Genomic DNA, 16,163 nt, shown 5'->3' with positions numbered 1-16,163 from the left:
GAGCTTGTCTTCATGTTTGGGTTGAGGCTAATACTCTTCAGTATCAATCTCGGTTTGTGTCTGAGTGTTGTATCTGCCACCGATAAATGCCGTTTGCGGCACAGTGCGTTCAACCTGTTCTAATAGCGAGCTTGAGATTGAATATTGCTGAGCACTCCAGTTGTCTTCTAAGTGCTTGATGCTGGTGGTGCCAGGCAATGCAATCGAGTTGGGTGCTTTTGCGAGTGTCCAAGCCAATGCAAATTGCGCCATTGTTGGGGATGGCAGAGACGTATTTTCTTCGGCAAACATTGGAAGCAGGGAAGCAAACCTATCGACTGTCGCTAAGTTAGTGCTGAAGTGATCGTCATTGAAGCGCGGCATCGCATTACGAATATCGCCCGTGACAAATTGATTGCTTTGTAATTCACCACTGAGAATGCCACGTCCGACAGGGCTGAATGAAACAAATGCACTGCCAAGCTCACGACATTTATCAATCACGGCGATTTCAGCATTTCTCGACCACAGAGAATACTCCGATTGCACTGCTGCAATAGGGTGGATGCCATGCGCTTTTTCAAGTGTATTTGCCGACACTTCAGATAAGCCAATGTGTTTAATCTTGCCTTCGTCGACGAGTCTTGATAGCTCGCCCACAGAGTCTTCTATCGGAACGGATTTGTCCCAACGATGCAGGTAATAAAGGTCGATCACATCGGTATTTAATCGACGGAGTGCTTGCTCACAAGTTTGGCGAAGTATTTCAGGGCGACCATCTATGGTGCGTTTACCATTCGCTCCTTTGAACATGCCGCACTTGCTCGCAAGCAAATATTCATTGCGGCGGTGTCCTACCGCTTTAGCCAGCAGTTGCTCGTTGTCTCCGAAACCATACAGCGCAGCGGTATCTAGCATGTTGTAACCGAGATCTAGTGCTTGGTTGAGAAGCTCAATACCGTGTTTCTCAGTCGGTGGCCTCCCATAGGCGTGAGACAGGTTCATGCAGCCTAATGCCACTGGAGCTAACGTAGTTTCGCCAATCTTTCGCATTGCGTCGTCTCTACTGTTCTTGCAGTTGTTGTTCAAGTTCATGCAGGGTTTCCATCGCTGGTAAGCAGCTTGCAACGCTGGAATTAGGTTCGCGACCTGTGCGGATAGCGTCAATAAACTCTCTATCGATCAGTTCGATACCATTATTTGAAACAGCAACGCCTTCAAGCGAGATAGGGTTCTCATTGCCATCAAATAAGTCGTCATAACGTGCAATGTAGGTTCCCTCATCGCAGATATAACGGAAGAAGGTGCCAAAAGGTCCATCATTGTTGAATGACAAAGACAGTGTACACAGCGCGCCTGATGGTGTTTTCATTCCAATGCTCATGTCCATAGCAATGTTTAGTTCAGGATGAATCGGCCCTTGCATTGCTTGGATTTTGGAGGCTCTTTGACCTGTTTGATATTGGAAAAGATCGACGGTATGGCAAGCGTGGTGCCAAAGTAGGTGATCCGTCCACGTTCGCGGCTCTCCCTTCGCATTGGTATTGGTGCGGCGGAAGAAATAGGTTTGAACATCCATTTGCTGAATATTCAGCTCACCTGCTGCTATTTTGTTGTGTATCCACTGATGGCTAGGGTTGAAGCGGCGTGTGTGTCCAGCCATAGCAACGACACCGGTTTTCTTCTGTGTTTCAACGACTTTATAGCTGTCCTCGATATTGTCAGCCATTGGGATTTCAACCAAAACGTGTTTGCCTGCTTCCATACACTGTATCGCTTGTTCAGCGTGCATTTGTGTTGGCGTCGCAAGGATCACGGCTTGGAAATCGTCGGACTTCAGAGCTTGTTCTAGAGAACTGAAGCCTTGTGCTGCTTGATATTGCTCGGTAATAAGTTGATCAAGTTTGTCCTGCTCGGGAGCGACCAAAGCGGTTACATTGACGTCTTCGATATTATGTAAAGCTTCGAGGTGTTTTTGACCAAAAGCGCCTGTTGCGCCTACGACACACACGTTCATAATCATTCCTTTTGTATTCAAGCGATATAGGGTTTGGATTGGTAATATATTTTGCACTCGCGAGTTAACTTGGCGCGTGCAAGTGTTTGATTATTTCGTCTGACAGTTCTTCCAAAGGCAGCTGCTGCTCTTCTATAGGCATAGCGCCCAACATTTGATGCCAGTTCATGGCGCCCGTTACCATAGAGTGTTCTATCTTCAGCTCTTTTAGCAATGTCTCGACTTCTTTCAGCTCTGAATGTCGTCGCTCTCCGTGATTGAGCATTCTTTCCATGTGGTAGCGGCTTAGTTTAGAAAGTGCCAACTCTGGGTAGGTGTCGCTTAAGGACTTAAGTACCTGTTTTTCTAGTCCCAACTTACGTGCAGCAACAAGACATTCGGTAGTGAGTGCTTCAAAGCCTTTGACGAGTATGGAGCGCAGCATTTTGATGCTTGATGCATCTCCAACCGTTTCTGAGATGACCTGCGTCTTAAACCCCAAACTGGTGAGGTAACTGGCAGCTTGCTTTGCTTTAGGACCTGAAAGGTTAACCGGAATCGCTGGAGCGCTGTGAAGTACAGGCGCCATAATAGCGACATCAACATAGTTTGAGCCTTGTTGCTCAGTTAGCCTTGCAAGCGCTTTTTTTGTTTGTGGAGAGCAAGAGTTACAGTCCAAAACCATCTGCTTGTGACCCAGTGACGGGATAATATCTCTTATCGCTGTTTCTGCTTGGTCTGCTGTTACAAGAGAAAACACAACTTGCGCGCCATGAATAGCCTCTTGCGCTCTAAATGTACCTTGGACGCCATAATCGATATATTCGAGAAGTTTTGTTTCCCTAGTTATGGGACTATTTGTTTTTATATCAAATGCATTCATTATTTCTGGGGCTTTATTGCTCCAAGAGGAAATAAAAGATTTCGCTGCTTCACCAAAGCCTATAAATGCAATTCTTGTGACCCTCACTATAACCACCTTGTCGTCTTTAATTATTTTTGGTTACAGTAAAACAGTACCATTGGCCATTCGGTATGGATAATCAATTAAAGAGTAAGGGTATTCAATTTTGAAAAAAAAGCGGTCGAATTAGACCGCCATTTTCACGCCGTTTGTTCTTAATAATTGCAGGAAATGTTTTTGTACAGAGGTAGCAAACCAGTTCTTGCGAACGGTTAAACCAATAGGTCGCGACTGATCGTCGCCTTCAAAAGGTAGGGTAGTTAGGTGTCCTTCTTTGAGTTCTCGCTGAATTTGATGTTGGGAAAGTAACGTCAACCGATCACTGCCTAACAGCAACTCTTTTACCAGCATCTGCGAGCTGGCTTCAACCAGTCGATTTGGCACTTCGATATCACCTTTAGTAAAAAGATCTTCGAACATTTTTCTCGTTGGCGTAGCTTTTGATGATACCACCCAACTGGATTGCTGTAGATCCTCTAAGCTGACATGGTCTTTTTGCGTTAGTGGGTGGTCTGCTCGGCAAAGTATGGTGTTTTTGGACTCGAATAAGGTTTCTTGGCGGATGTCAGTGCTTGGTATAGGAAAGCGTAGTGCGCCAATTAAGATGTCGATCTCGCCATACTTTAAGTGGTTAAAAAGATCTTTATACGGGCCATCAACAACATGGATTTGGCAGTCTGGGTAAGCTAAAGAGAATTCATTGATAGTGCTCGGTAGTAGGCCTGTTCGAGCAAGAGGTAGGCAGCCGACAGTGATGGTACTACTGTGACGATTACTTAACAGGTCAACTTCATCAAGGCCCTGTTTTATCTCAACAAAAGCGAGCTTACTTGCTTTGTTCAGAACCGAACCAGCTTTAGAGAGCGTGACACCTGTGCTGGTTTTTTCAAACAGCGTGAAACCGAGAATATGTTCAAGATCTTTCGATGCTCGGTATACGGAGGATTGGGATACTTCCAGGATTCGACTGGCCTCAGTAAAACTCTGTCCATTTGCTACGGCGATCAATGCTTTTAATTGGGTTGTCGTGATATTGAAGAGGTAGCGTTGCACACTGCTTTTTCGTTGTTTGGTGGCAACTTTGAGTGCGTTAGCAATGCCTTGGCTTATGTTTTCTAGTGCGCGGTCAATTCGAAATGCGAACGTTTTTCCTTGTTCTGTGGGTTTCATGCCGTCGCTAGTGCGTTCGAACAACTCGCTATTGATGTTTTTCTCAAGTTTGGAGATAGCCTGGGTTATAGCGGGCTGAGATAGAAATACAGAATCGGATGCTTTGCTAATACTTCCCGTATGCACGACTTCAGAGATAGCTCGTAAGTGACGTAGATTAGGGATATTAAACATGCAGTTTCCTTAAGTGATTAATTTAACTTAGATGTGTTGATAAGGATGTCGAGACCAGCGATAAAACTAAGAATGATATATAGATATCACTTACAAACACTGTGCCTTTACTGAATGACCTATTAGTAACGGAAAATAGGCCTGTGATGAAGTTGATAACGACACATTGTTTCGAAAGTGTGACTTAATTCTCTATAATGAATGGCTTGTTTGGTGATGATAATGACCATTATTTGATGGTCTGTGGGTTATTTGCTCTATTTTAAGTTGCTGTAAATTAACGTTTAAAATTATGAGTGCAAATATTATAAACGGCATGGTTATCTAAATTTTGAATAATGCTTTCAGTAAGTGAATTTTAACTTGTTAGATCCAAGTGTTAGTTTTATCGGCAATGAAACAGGAGGTTCTACCCGATGAAAACTATAAAAACTGTATCCCTTGCCGTATCCATGGCTTTCGCCATAAACTCTCACGCTGCTGACATCGATATTTCGATTGGGCATGTTGATTCTCAAGATTGGACTATCTCTAAGAAAGGTGCTGCGACACAGGTATTCAAGAATATCGTTGAAGCGGAATCTGGTGGTCGAATCGCTGTTAACATCTATCCATCTGGTCAGCTCGGTGGTGAGACCGAGCTACTACAGTCAGCGCAAGAGGGAATGCTGACGATGGCGATGGTCTCCGGTGCATACTCTAAGCTCTGTAAAGAAGCTAACGTTCTAGAGATTCCTTATCTTTTCCCATCGGCCCCGGTTGCCTGGGAAGTGCTAGACGGTGAATTCGGTCAGCAACTAAGCGAGCAATGTCTTAAAACAACCGGTTTACGCAACTTAGCGTACGGTGAAACGGGCTTTCGTCACTTCACTAATTCAAAGCGTGAGATCAAATCCCCAGATGATCTACGAGGTCTAAAAATTCGCGTAATGACAACACCGTTGTACGTTGAGTTACTCAAGTCGCTAAAAGCGGAACCAACGCCAATTGCATTCCCAGAAGTGCCAGCTGCCTTGACAACGGGTGTCATCGACGGTCAAGAAAACCCAGTCAGTGTTATCAGTGCGAACAAGTTCTATGAGCTGCAAAAGTACATCACACTTGATGGTCACGTCTATGGTACCGATTTCTTGTTAATGAATGAGGATTTCTACAAGAGCCTATCCGATACGGACCGAGCTATCATTGACCGTGCGTCCAATGTAGCGGGAACCGTCGGCCGTGCGATTCAGCAAGTAAACTCGGCAGAGGGGCTCGAAGTTCTTGCGCAGAAAGGCATGAAGATTACGTCGCTAACACCAGAGCAGCAGAAGCAGTTCCGCGATCAAACGCAACCTGCGGTCATCAAGTGGCTAGAGGGTACGGTTGACTCTAAATGGATTGATGGGGCGCTTCAAGCTGTTGAGGCTGCAAGCAAGTAAGTCTATTTACCGCGGTACAACGCTATGTCGTGTCGCGGTTCTCTGCCAGGGGAAGGGTAATCATGATGGAACAGTATAAAAAACTCTTAGCGTTTTGTGCGGGTTCATCACTATTTGTACTGTTTTCGGTGATGTTAATTACCACCATCAGTCGCTATTTTTTTAATACGTCGATCTTATGGGGTGAAGAACTGTGCAAATACTCGATGATTTACGGCGTTATGTTTGGTACGTCGTTGTGTTATTTAGAGGGGCTACACATTAAGTTTGCAGTCCTCGACTCAATCAAATCAAGTTTGTTTCAAAAAGCACTGGAAGTCATCGTTGATATTTTGGTGCTGGTGTGTGCGGGTGTCATGACGTATTCCGGCTACCTTTTTGTAATGAAACGCGGTGGCATCGAGTCCCCAGGAATTGGCGTGAACATGTATTACTTTCAGGCCGCGTTAGTGGTAGGCGGCATTTGTTTGATTGTCTCAGCGTTACTGCGCTTGGCCGAACATGTGAAAGTACTGCGTAATCAACAGACTTCTTCTCGTTTAACTCAAGGCGACGTATAAGGATTTACTATGCCATCAATAGCTTTAATGGGCGGTATGCTCGTATTTGGTGTTCCTCTGGTATTTGCCATTATGTTGGCAATGTCATTTTACGTAGCGAGCACTCCTATCTCAATCAGCTTGGTAGCCCAGCGCATATTTAGCGGCTTAGATTCATTCTCGATTCTTGCTGTGCCACTGTTTGTTTTGGCTGGTGAATTGATGAATAAAAGCGGCATCACAAATCGCATTATTGACTTCGCTAATGCGCTGTTTGGTCACCTTCGTGGCGGTCTCGCTCAAGTGAATATTTGGTCCTCTGTTATGTTCGCGGGTATTTCCGGTTCTGCCGTCGCTGATACATCTGCTCTAGGGCGTGTGTTTATTCCTCAAATGGAAAAAGAGGGCTACAGCAAAGCGTTTTCCTCTGCGCTGACCGCAGCCTCATCGGTTATCGGTCCTATGATCCCACCGAGTATTCCGGTAATAATCTATGCATTGATCGCCAGTGGTGTTTCTGTCCCTGCATTATTCCTGGCGGGTATTGTACCGGGTATTTTGTCGGCCATCGCACTGTCTACTTTCGTGTTCTTCTACGCGACTAAGCACAACATTGTTGGTACGACCCAAAGAACGAGTCGCCGTAAAGCATTGGTCAAAGCATTTGTTCCCTTGAGTATGCCAATCTTTATTCTCGGCTCTATTTTGTTGGGAGTGGTTACCCCAACGGAAGCTGCCGCTTTCGCCGCTTTCTATGCGCTATCTGTGGGTATGTTCTTATATAAATCGATCACGATTAAAGACTTACCAGAAGTATTTATGCGATCGATGCGTGACTCATCCATTGTGCTGATTTTGATTGCTGTTGTGTCTGTCGCGAACTGGCTATTAACATTCTCTAGAGTTCCTCAGTTTATTAGCCAACAGGTATTGAGTTCGATTTCTGACCCAATCATGTTCCTCATTATGGTTAATGTCATCCTCTTGGTTGTTGGGTTATTTTTGGAAGGCATTGCCGCAATGCTGATTCTCATTCCAATCTTCCATCCAATAGCAATGAGCTTCGGTATCGACCCAGTCCATTTTGGCATTGTGGTGATTTTTAATCTGATGATTGGTTTGATAACGCCGCCAATGGGGATCTGTTTGTTCGTGTCGAATACGATTTCTAAGGTGGGAATAGCCGCCATATCTAAGCAGGTAATGCCATTATTTTTGCTTGAGGTGTTGGTATTGTTCTTTATTACCTTCGTGCCCCAAAGCGTCCTCTTCTTACCACAATTGCTCGGGTATTAGACGCTAATAATGTTTGTTCTAGAAGTATTACTGCCACTCATATTGATTGTAGTGGCAGGGTTTCTCTCAATCAAAAAACGGCTTTTTAGCCAACAGTTTGTCGCGGAAACCAGCAAGTTCGTGCTGTATGTCTCACTGCCTGCGGTCATAGTCAGCAGTTTAATAAGCATAGAGCTTACTCAAGTCATTGACCTCAATTTTATGTTGATTTATGCCATTGCGGGGTTGGTGTCGATGACAGCTTCGATAGTAATAAGCCGTTATATGTTCAAGTTTAACTGGACTGAGAGTTACATCAACGGGCTAGGAAGCGGGATGCCTAACAGTGCCTTTGTGGGTTTACCCATTGTTCTTTCACTTTATAACGGTCAGTACGTTGAAGCGTTTTTAATGTGCGTGCTGGTGGAGAACTTAGTGTTTATTCCCATTAGCTTAGTGCTTTTGGAGTTTGCTCAAGGCAAAAGCGCAAGTTGGAAAGTTCAGGTCATGGGCGTGCTGGAGCGCGTATCTAAAAACCCCATTATTTTAGCGATTTTGTTTGCATTGATGGTCAATATCACCGGCGTCACGTTGCCAGATTTTGTTGCTGATAGCGTATCCATTTTCGCAAAAACATCAGTGGCATTAGCGCTGTTTGCGATAGGTGGGGCGCTGGGGCAGTCACTGCAGTTTGAGCAATATAAACGTATCGCATTTGTGTCGTCGATGAAGCTGGTTTTCTTTCCTTTGGTGGTGTTGATTCTGTTATCGCAACTGCCGGTTGAGGGGGACATGCAATACGTATTACTGATTTTTGCAGCGGCACCGATGTTATCTATCTATCCGATTCTTGGTGGCTGTTATCAGCAGCAGCGCTTTTGTTTGAATACGTTGATCGTTACCACAATAGCATCGGGCTTTTCGCTGTCAGTCGTTATCACGCTTACTACATCATAACAATAAACACGCGCCAGAGCGCGTAACGTAAATAAAAGGTCAAAACATGAAACAAGTTAAAATAGCTGTTGCTGGAGCCGGTTTGATCGGAAAAACTCACATCAAACTTGTGTCGGAAAATAATCAATCGACGTTGTCGGCCATTGTTGACCCATTTCCCAATGCCCAAGCGATCGCGGATGAATATGGCGTGAAAGTTTATTCAAGCTTGGAGGAACTGTTTGCGCAAGACAAACCCGACGGCGTCATTCTTGCCACACCCAATAAACTACACGCGATCCAAGCCCATGAATGTATCCAAGCTGGGGTGCCGGCTATTGTCGAGAAGCCGGTGACCGACTCCATTGATGATGCGATTGAATTGTTAAAACATGCCAAGCGTGAAGAAGCCAAAATGCTAGTTGGCCATCACCGTGCATACAGTCCGTTACTTGAGAAGGCCAAATCTATTATTGACAGTGGTGAGCTGGGTAAAACCGTCTCGATTATGGGCAGCGCAATGTTTTACAAGCCTGATGATTACTACGATGAAGGCCCATGGCGCAAAGTAAAAGGCGGCGGCCCAATTCTTATTAATATGATCCATGAAATTGGTAATCTCCGTCACTTAGTGGGTGACATTGTTGGCGTTCAAGCCCTCAACTCCAATGCAACGCGTGAATTTGAAGTCGAAGATACTACGGCTATCTCACTTCGATTTGCGAACGGCACGCTCGGCTCGTTTTTACTGTCGGATTCTTCTGCAAGTCCGCGAAGCTGGGAGCAAACATCACAAGAGAATAAGTCCTACGCGACGTACGATACCGAAGATTGCTACCACGTAGCGGGCACCAAAGGTTCGTTGTCTATTCCGACCATGCAAATTAAGTCATTCCAAAATGAAGTTACGCCGTCATGGTGGAATGCAATGGAGGAGCGACAGGAAGAAGTAACAAGAGAAGATCCACTAAAACGTCAGTTGGAACACTTTTGTGCGTTGATTCGTGGAGATGAAAAGACCCCACGCGTGAGTGTTTATGATGGTCTGCAAAACTTATTAGTTGTCGACGCCATTATTAAGGCGACCGAAACAGAAGCGTATGTGTCTGTTCAAGATGTATCTGTATTAATCGATAAATAGGAGCTCAGAATGAAATACTCAATCGCAACAGTTTGTTTATCCGGTACCCTTGAGCAGAAGATGCACGCAGCGGCAAAAGCAGGTTTCCATGCTATCGAGATTTTTGAAAATGACCTGACTCAATATCGTGGTTCTGCTTCTGATGTGAAGCGCATTGCGGACAGCATGGGCTTGGATATTTTAGTACTTCAGCCTTTCCGTGATATGGAAGGGATGCCAGATGGTTTGCGCCAAAAGAAATACAAAATGATGGAGCGCAAAATGGATCTCGCACACCAGCTCGGCACCAAACGCCTGATGATGTGCAGTAACGTACACCCGCGCTCCACAAATAACTTAGACCGCTGCGCGGAAGATCTTTACGCGTTGGCCGAATTGGCTAAACGTGAAGACTTGGAGCTAGGCTATGAGGCGCTGGCATGGGGACGCCATATTGCTGACTACGATGACGCATGGAATTTGGTGAACATGGTGAACCACCCGAATCTTGGCGTTGTGCTTGATACCTTCCATATGTTCGCACGCGGTAACACGTTAGATACATTACGTAATGATATTCCGGTAGAAAAGATTGCTCTGGTTCAAGTTGCCGATGCACCAAAAATGCAGATGGACATCTTGCAATACAGCCGACATTACCGATGCTTCCCAGGACAAGGAGACTTCCCGGTCATAGACTTTGTGAAGACGCTTAAGGACAAAGGGTATGACGACTACCTCTCACACGAAGTGTTTAATGATGAGTTTCGAGCCTCTTCCCCTAAAGAGAAGGCCGTTGATGGCGTTCGTTCTCTGAAATGGCTAGAAGACCAAACAGACAATTTATTTGAAATGCCGAGTGTGTCTGACCTAAGTTTCATTGAGTTTGCTGTCAAAGACCGAGAGGATAACCCGTTTACTGATGTAATTGAGTCGCTTGGTTTCCAAAAAACGCACAACCATAAAAGCAAAAATGTCGACCTTTATCAGATAGGGGACATCAACCTGATCTTCAATTACGAGAAGAACAGTAACGCGCAAAGTTACCTTGAAGGACACGGTGAGTCGGTATGTGCCCTAGGCGTCTTGACCAAAGATTCAGACCGACTGGTGGAGTTGGCGAAGCGCTATAATAGTCCGGCTATTTTCCAGGCGCGCCAGGAAAATGAACTAGACATTCCAACGTTAAAAAGCTCAAGTCAACTTATGATTCATTTGCTAGATGAAAATCATGCCGAGAAATTCTACGACGTCGATTTTGTCCCTTTAGAGCCATCGCAGGCCGTCAATGACAACCTATTACGTATCGACCACATTGGTCAGGTTGTGTCGCCGGATACGCTATTGTCGAACCTATTTTTCTACAAATCTATCTTTGGATTTGTTCCGGAAGAGAGCTTTGATCTACCAGACATTAACGGATTGATTACTAGCCGAACCATCAAAAGCCCAAACGAAAAGATTAAGATTGCATTAAACACAACCAATGCCAAGCGTACTTCTGCACAGAGGTTTCTTAATGAGTCTAATGGCGCGAGTATCAATCAAGTTGCATTGGAGTGTAAAGACATATTCAAGGCAGCAGAGAACCTTTCGCCTATCTATCAGCTGAAGATCCCCACCAACTATTATCTCGACATACAAGCACAATACGATCTCGATGATGAATTGATTGAAAAGCTGAAGCACAACAACATTCTATACACCGAAGATGAAACGGGCAGTCTTTTCCATTTCTATACAAAAGAAGTGAATGGTCTGTTCTTCGAAGTGCTGCAGAGAGTAGATGAGTATAAAAAGTATGGTGAAACCAATGCGTTCATTCGTTTAGCGTCTCAGTCGTATAGTGATTAATGCTCGCTTGATAGTAGAGTCGTCTATGTCCGTTTGTTTTCAACATGCACCTTGTAGTCGTCATCATAGAAAAATGAGGATCTCATACCGCCCGTAGGTAACTGAATACTTTCAAGTAAGTCACATAAGTCAGTTTTACAACGCACAGAATGAGATTCCCTTTTTTTAAGGGAATAATGACGGTGATTTTAGGGTGGTTTGAATACAATAAAGGACATTTTCATGTTTCATCCTATCAGCAAGCTTCGGGACACAAATGTGTTTCGGAAATTATGCGGTTAGTATCTGATAAATGGACTAAAATAAGAAAAGTCGGCTAACGCTACGCCAAAGTTTCATGGTGCAGAGCAAACTACTCAAGGATGGGAAATGAAGAAGCTAAATCTATTTGATACGCTCAACGCTGCCTCACTGCTGCTTGCCTCCCCGGAATGGCCAAAAGTGAGAGCTGCTCAAAAGCGAGCGCAATCATTTGAAAACCCTGTTGTCGATATGCCGCTTGAAATACGAACTATTGCAGGGCGAAAAATTCGCTTGGCACAAGCGGGTCCCGTTGATGGTCCAACAGTGGTTCTGCTCAGCCCGTTTCCGGCTAGTATCCTCAATTTTGCTGGCTCTTGGGAGTCACTAACTGCCAATTTTAGAGTTGTCGCGATAGATTTACCCGGTTTTGGTGGTTCTGAAGGGGATCGCCATGATATGACGCCAACGGCACAAGGAAATCACCTCGCTGCAATCTTTGATGCTCTTGAGCTGACCGACATTCATTTGGTCGCCCCTGATGTAGGAATGGCTTCTGCCCTCAGTTATGTGCTCGACCACGAACACAGACTAACCAGTATGGCGATAGGCCACAGTATTGGTAATCCAAACCCATTAGAGCTCGGCTTTATGATCAATATGTTGGCCAAGTTTGGTTTTATGCGAGCCACCACTGCGTTATTAGGCGCAGGACCGTTGATCGCCTATTCTGCGAAGATTGGGACTGTTCGACATAAAGCCAGTGCCGTTGAAATTGATGATTATAAGAAATCCTACACAGGTAGGGCGCCTGAAGTGATACATTGGTTTAAAGATTTTCATGAAAAGTCAGAAGCGATTGCGGCACGTTTAAGTGAAATTCAGCTCCCAACATTGGTATTTTGGGGTGAATTAGACGTGCTATTTGATGTCAGCAATGCTAAACGTATTCATGCAGCACTGCCTAATAGTAAACTGCATATTCTCCCTGAAGCAGGTCACTTTTCATGGGCGGATCAACCGAAGATGTTTGCTTCAATGATTGAGAACTGGGTTGTGAATGAACACAAACAGATTGATATTTAGGTTTAAATTTCTCAATTAATTTGTTGTTCTGGCATTATAGATACCAATCCTTATGATAAGGAAAGTCATGCAGTTTTGCTTGTTGATGTTAACTAGTATTGCCTTAATCGCTTGTAGTACTCAGTCAAGCTATAACTCCGAAGCAAATTATCAAGCTGGCAAGTTCTACAACCCAGAGCAACAGCCCAACGAAGTTAGCTTGTTTGAAGCGATCAATTCCATCTACTTCAATAGCAGTGAGTATCCGCTTCCTTCTGAGCCTCTGCCAGTTAAGTCTGTATTATTAGCCAACATGGAGGCGAGCACTGAACCTTCGATGGTCAAGTTGGGTCACTCCAGTGTCTTACTTCGTCTTGATGAACAGTATATTTTGTTTGACCCAATGTTTTCAGAACGTGCCTCACCTGTTAGTTGGGCGGGTCCTAAACGTTATACTCCAACAGCACTTTCTTTAGATGCTCTTCCTCAGCTCGACGCGATTGTGATTTCACACAACCACTTTGATCATCTAGATGAGCGGTCTATAAAGGCTTTGATTGAACGAACAGGACACTACTATGTGCCGCTCGGTATCAAACCTCTCATGATTCAATGGGGGGTACCTGAGGAGAAAGTAACAGAGCTCGGCTGGTGGCAAGAAGTGCAATATGACAATATTCTTATTGTTGCCACGCCATCACAACATTTTTCTGGTCGCTCACTGACCGATAGAAACGAAACACTTTGGGTATCTTGGGTGATTATACATGACGATTTACGTTTATATTTTAGTGGCGACTCTGGCTACTTTTCAGGTTTCAAAGACATTGGGGAAAAATACGGTCCTTTTGATGTGACGTTAATGGAAAACGGTGCTTACAATAGCTTATGGCAGTTTGTACACTTGTTTCCAAAACAAACAGTGCAAGCCCATCGCGATCTTAAAGGGCGTTACTTAGTGCCTATACATAACGCTACGTTTAATTTAAGCAATCATGCATGGTTTGAACCACTCGAGAAGATTGAACAAGAGGCACAGTCTCAGCAGGTAGAGCTCGTCACTCCAATGTTCGGCCAAGTGATGACACTGAGTACGATGAATGAATTTAAGCAGCGTTGGTGGAAGGCGTATTTGCCGGGCACGTCATCAGTGCAGTGAGCTTTATGAAATGCTTTAAAGAGCCCACTGTGACGACAAGGCTAACTATCATTTAAAGCCAACTCGGAAAGAGTTGGCTTTTTTACATCCTCGAAGAAATAGTCGCTGTTGAGTTTGCAATCTATTGGTGTCGTCAAATGGCCATTCCTGTGCTCGATGTACGTTTATGATGAGTTCATCAGCTAACAATGCTCAACAGAAACGAGGTACACGACATGAAAAAGCTAATTACTAACGCGAACGTTTTTAATGGTACTGATGATAAGCTTATCGAGAACGTATCGGTTCTTATTGAAGACAACCTGATTGCTCAAATTGGTGACGTCGACCCATCAATCGCAGATGAAATTATTGATGCGAAGGGCGGGACCGTGATGCCTGGGCTAATCGATGCTCATGTTCACATCACGCTATCTGCGGGCTTTACGACGCTTGATGCTATGACGAGAGAAGAGATTGCCATTCGTTCAGCGAAAATATCTCAAGAGATGCTGATGCGTGGGTTTACGACTTGTCGTGATGTTGGTGGCAATACGCTCGGTCTTAAAAATGCCATTGATAGCGGATACGCAACAGGTCCGCGTATTTTGCCTTCTCAAGCGGCAATTTCTCAGACTTGTGGTCATTCAGACTATCGACAAAATCAAGCGCAAGAACGCCTAGCCAACGGACATGAAGATTCGCCTTTGATGAAAACAGGCACTTTCAAAGTAGCCGATGGTCGTGCCGAAGTGATGAAAGCCGTTCGTGAGCAACTGTTTTTAGGCGCATCACAAATCAAAATAATGGCGGGTGGTGGTGCATCTTCAACGTTCGATCCGCTAGATACACTTCAATTCACACTTGATGAAATGAAAGCTGCAGTAGAAGCGGCATCTGACTATGGTACCTATGTAGCAGCGCACATCCACACCATTCCGGCGATGAAAAGAGCAGCCGAAGCTGGAGTTAAGTGCTTTGAGCACGCCACGATTATGGATGACGAAGTTGCCCAGATCATCAAAGAGAAAGGAATTTGGGTTGTACCGTCTTACTTCACTTCGTCCTTGATTGCAGAACGTAAAATTCCACTACCTAATGAAGAGACGTATCGCAAGACCGAGCGTGTAGGTAAGTCGATGTTTAAGTCTGCGGATTTGATTAAGAAGTACCAAATCGAAAACTTGGCGTTCGGCACGGACTGCGTGGGTACAACCAATGTCCATGAAACTCAGATGCAAGAGCTAGGCGCAATTGAAAAAACGTTCGACACGATTACCGCCCTACGCATGGCAACATCAAACTGTGGCCGACTGTTCGAAATGTCTACCTATCAGCACCCTTACCAAGAAGGTAAGTTGGGACAAATCGTGGAAGGAGCGTATGCCGACCTTCTCATTATCGATGGCAACCCATTGGAGGGTGTTGAGTGTGTGATGAGCGATGAGGCTAAGAAAGTGATTATGAAAGATGGTGAGATTTACAAAAACACGCTGTAATGAGCACGTTGTAATGAGATAGAGAAAAGAGCCGTATGGCTCTTCAGACTGCTGACAAAGGTCTAGCTTTTGAGCTAGACCTTTGATCTAATACGAGTATCGAAATATGGATACTCTGATATGCTTCAAGAACCTTCTCCTCAGCAATACGAACTTGAAATGGTCACGATGGAACAGCTTGTTCCACAAAATCATCTCGTTCGCAAAATTGATAATGCTATCGACTTCGAATTCATCAGAGACGAAGTGGCACATCTATACTGCAAAGATAATGGTCGCCCACCAGCAATACAATGAACTAAAGATGTCTTGCATAGGTCTCTCTCACCAAGAATATCGTCAAAAAAAGTCAGTGACTCTCACACTAAAACGTAAAACAAGGAAAGTATATGAATCTAAACCAGGTTACATTAGCCGTTCACGATATAGAGTTGGCGGTCGAGTTTTATAGGAAACTAGGGTTAACTCAAATTGTCGGTAATGATCATTATGCTCGCTTTTCGTTTCCAGATGGTGACGCCACGTTTTCTGTTTATTTAGACACAGAAAAGCAAGGCCTAGATTGCCGTGGAGTCGTTTATTTTGAGCATAAAAACCTGCATCAATTGGTCGCTGAGCTAAAGGCGGTTGGCATCGAGTTCACGCAAGATATCACTATGCAAACTTACCTTTGGGAAGAAGCCGCGTTGACAGACCCATCAGGCAATAAAATTAAGCTGTATTGGGCGGGAGAAAATCGGTTGAACCCACCTTGGAAACTTGAGGCCAGTGTCTAACTAACATTTCAATAATA

The 16,163-nt window shown here is 44.5% G+C and carries 14 protein-coding genes and 1 pseudogene; 11 read left to right on the top strand and 4 right to left on the bottom strand.

The annotated features are described in order from the left end of the window. Positions 1-27: 27 nt before the first annotated feature. From ACJB0T_RS01215 to ACJB0T_RS01200, 4 genes are all read right to left on the bottom strand, one after another. Complete coding sequence (locus ACJB0T_RS01215; protein WP_479289815.1) at positions 28-1,074, bottom strand: aldo/keto reductase; 1,047 nt, start codon at positions 1,072-1,074, stop codon at positions 28-30. Next, positions 1,043-1,996, bottom strand: a complete 954-nt coding sequence (locus ACJB0T_RS01210; RefSeq protein ID WP_479289817.1) for a Gfo/Idh/MocA family oxidoreductase — start codon at positions 1,994-1,996, stop codon at positions 1,043-1,045. The genes ACJB0T_RS01215 and ACJB0T_RS01210 overlap by 32 nt, the downstream gene beginning before the upstream one ends. A gap of 64 nt (positions 1,997-2,060) precedes the next feature. Next, positions 2,061-2,945 carry a DUF1932 domain-containing protein gene (locus ACJB0T_RS01205; RefSeq protein ID WP_495292907.1) on the bottom strand — a complete coding sequence of 295 codons (885 nt, stop codon included), beginning with the start codon at positions 2,943-2,945 and terminating at the stop codon, positions 2,061-2,063. A gap of 120 nt (positions 2,946-3,065) precedes the next feature. After that, positions 3,066-4,283 (bottom strand): LysR family transcriptional regulator, encoded by a 1,218-nt coding sequence (locus ACJB0T_RS01200; protein ID WP_479289820.1) that lies wholly within the window; start codon positions 4,281-4,283, stop codon positions 3,066-3,068. A gap of 416 nt (positions 4,284-4,699) precedes the next feature. On the opposite strand from ACJB0T_RS01200, the gene ACJB0T_RS01195 reads away from it, so the two are divergent. The 11 genes and pseudogenes from ACJB0T_RS01195 (at position 4,700) to ACJB0T_RS01145 (ending at position 16,146) form a co-directional block, all read left to right on the top strand. Beyond that, on the top strand, positions 4,700-5,704 hold the full coding sequence (locus ACJB0T_RS01195) for a TRAP transporter substrate-binding protein (RefSeq protein ID WP_479289822.1): 1,005 nt from the start codon (positions 4,700-4,702) through the stop codon (positions 5,702-5,704). 62 nt (positions 5,705-5,766) lie between these two features. After that, positions 5,767-6,264, top strand: a complete 498-nt coding sequence (locus ACJB0T_RS01190; protein WP_353498565.1) for a TRAP transporter small permease — start codon at positions 5,767-5,769, stop codon at positions 6,262-6,264. Between the two features lie 9 nt (positions 6,265-6,273). Further along, on the top strand, positions 6,274-7,539 hold the full coding sequence (locus tag ACJB0T_RS01185; protein ID WP_353498566.1) for a TRAP transporter large permease: 1,266 nt from the start codon (positions 6,274-6,276) through the stop codon (positions 7,537-7,539). A 9-nt stretch (positions 7,540-7,548) separates the two neighbouring features. Then, positions 7,549-8,475: an AEC family transporter gene (locus ACJB0T_RS01180; RefSeq protein WP_479289825.1), complete on the top strand. Its 927-nt coding sequence runs from the start codon at positions 7,549-7,551 to the stop codon at positions 8,473-8,475. Positions 8,476-8,521: 46 nt separating this feature from the next. Beyond that, positions 8,522-9,595, top strand: a complete 1,074-nt coding sequence (locus ACJB0T_RS01175; protein ID WP_479289826.1) for a Gfo/Idh/MocA family protein — start codon at positions 8,522-8,524, stop codon at positions 9,593-9,595. A 9-nt stretch (positions 9,596-9,604) separates the two neighbouring features. Next, positions 9,605-11,428 carry a bifunctional sugar phosphate isomerase/epimerase/4-hydroxyphenylpyruvate dioxygenase family protein gene (locus ACJB0T_RS01170; protein WP_479289828.1) on the top strand — a complete coding sequence of 608 codons (1,824 nt, stop codon included), beginning with the start codon at positions 9,605-9,607 and terminating at the stop codon, positions 11,426-11,428. 369 nt (positions 11,429-11,797) lie between these two features. Then, positions 11,798-12,754 (top strand): alpha/beta fold hydrolase, encoded by a 957-nt coding sequence (locus ACJB0T_RS01165; protein WP_479289829.1) that lies wholly within the window; start codon positions 11,798-11,800, stop codon positions 12,752-12,754. Between the two features lie 67 nt (positions 12,755-12,821). Continuing rightward, positions 12,822-13,892 (top strand): MBL fold metallo-hydrolase, encoded by a 1,071-nt coding sequence (locus ACJB0T_RS01160; protein WP_479289830.1) that lies wholly within the window; start codon positions 12,822-12,824, stop codon positions 13,890-13,892. A gap of 215 nt (positions 13,893-14,107) precedes the next feature. After that, positions 14,108-15,370, top strand: a complete 1,263-nt coding sequence (locus tag ACJB0T_RS01155; protein ID WP_479289832.1) for a metal-dependent hydrolase family protein — start codon at positions 14,108-14,110, stop codon at positions 15,368-15,370. A 120-nt stretch (positions 15,371-15,490) separates the two neighbouring features. After that, positions 15,491-15,652, top strand: a pseudogene (locus tag ACJB0T_RS01150) (transposase); the annotation flags it as partial. 107 nt (positions 15,653-15,759) lie between these two features. Next, a complete protein-coding gene (locus ACJB0T_RS01145) occupies positions 15,760-16,146 on the top strand; it encodes a VOC family protein (protein WP_479289834.1) in 387 nt (128 codons plus the stop codon). The last annotated feature ends 17 nt before the right edge of the window (positions 16,147-16,163 follow it).

Source organism: Vibrio sp. CB1-5 (genome assembly GCF_059412285.1).
This window is presented reverse-complemented; position numbering and strand designations above follow the sequence as displayed.

Bases quoted from the DNA above. Each gene is read 5' to 3' on its own strand.
- ACJB0T_RS01215 (WP_479289815.1), bottom strand. From the start codon at position 1,074: ATGAACTTGAACAACAACTGCAAGAACAGTAGAGACGACGCAATGCGA.
- ACJB0T_RS01210 (WP_479289817.1), bottom strand. From the start codon at position 1,996: ATGAACGTGTGTGTCGTAGGCGCAACAGGCGCTTTTGGTCAAAAACAC.
- ACJB0T_RS01200 (WP_479289820.1), bottom strand. From the start codon at position 4,283: ATGTTTAATATCCCTAATCTACGTCACTTACGAGCTATCTCTGAAGTC.
- ACJB0T_RS01195 (WP_479289822.1), top strand. From the start codon at position 4,700: ATGAAAACTATAAAAACTGTATCCCTTGCCGTATCCATGGCTTTCGCC.
- ACJB0T_RS01190 (WP_353498565.1), top strand. From the start codon at position 5,767: ATGATGGAACAGTATAAAAAACTCTTAGCGTTTTGTGCGGGTTCATCA.
- ACJB0T_RS01185 (WP_353498566.1), top strand. From the start codon at position 6,274: ATGCCATCAATAGCTTTAATGGGCGGTATGCTCGTATTTGGTGTTCCT.
- ACJB0T_RS01180 (WP_479289825.1), top strand. From the start codon at position 7,549: ATGTTTGTTCTAGAAGTATTACTGCCACTCATATTGATTGTAGTGGCA.
- ACJB0T_RS01175 (WP_479289826.1), top strand. From the start codon at position 8,522: ATGAAACAAGTTAAAATAGCTGTTGCTGGAGCCGGTTTGATCGGAAAA.
- ACJB0T_RS01170 (WP_479289828.1), top strand. From the start codon at position 9,605: ATGAAATACTCAATCGCAACAGTTTGTTTATCCGGTACCCTTGAGCAG.
- ACJB0T_RS01165 (WP_479289829.1), top strand. From the start codon at position 11,798: ATGAAGAAGCTAAATCTATTTGATACGCTCAACGCTGCCTCACTGCTG.
- ACJB0T_RS01160 (WP_479289830.1), top strand. From the start codon at position 12,822: ATGCAGTTTTGCTTGTTGATGTTAACTAGTATTGCCTTAATCGCTTGT.
- ACJB0T_RS01155 (WP_479289832.1), top strand. From the start codon at position 14,108: ATGAAAAAGCTAATTACTAACGCGAACGTTTTTAATGGTACTGATGAT.
- ACJB0T_RS01145 (WP_479289834.1), top strand. From the start codon at position 15,760: ATGAATCTAAACCAGGTTACATTAGCCGTTCACGATATAGAGTTGGCG.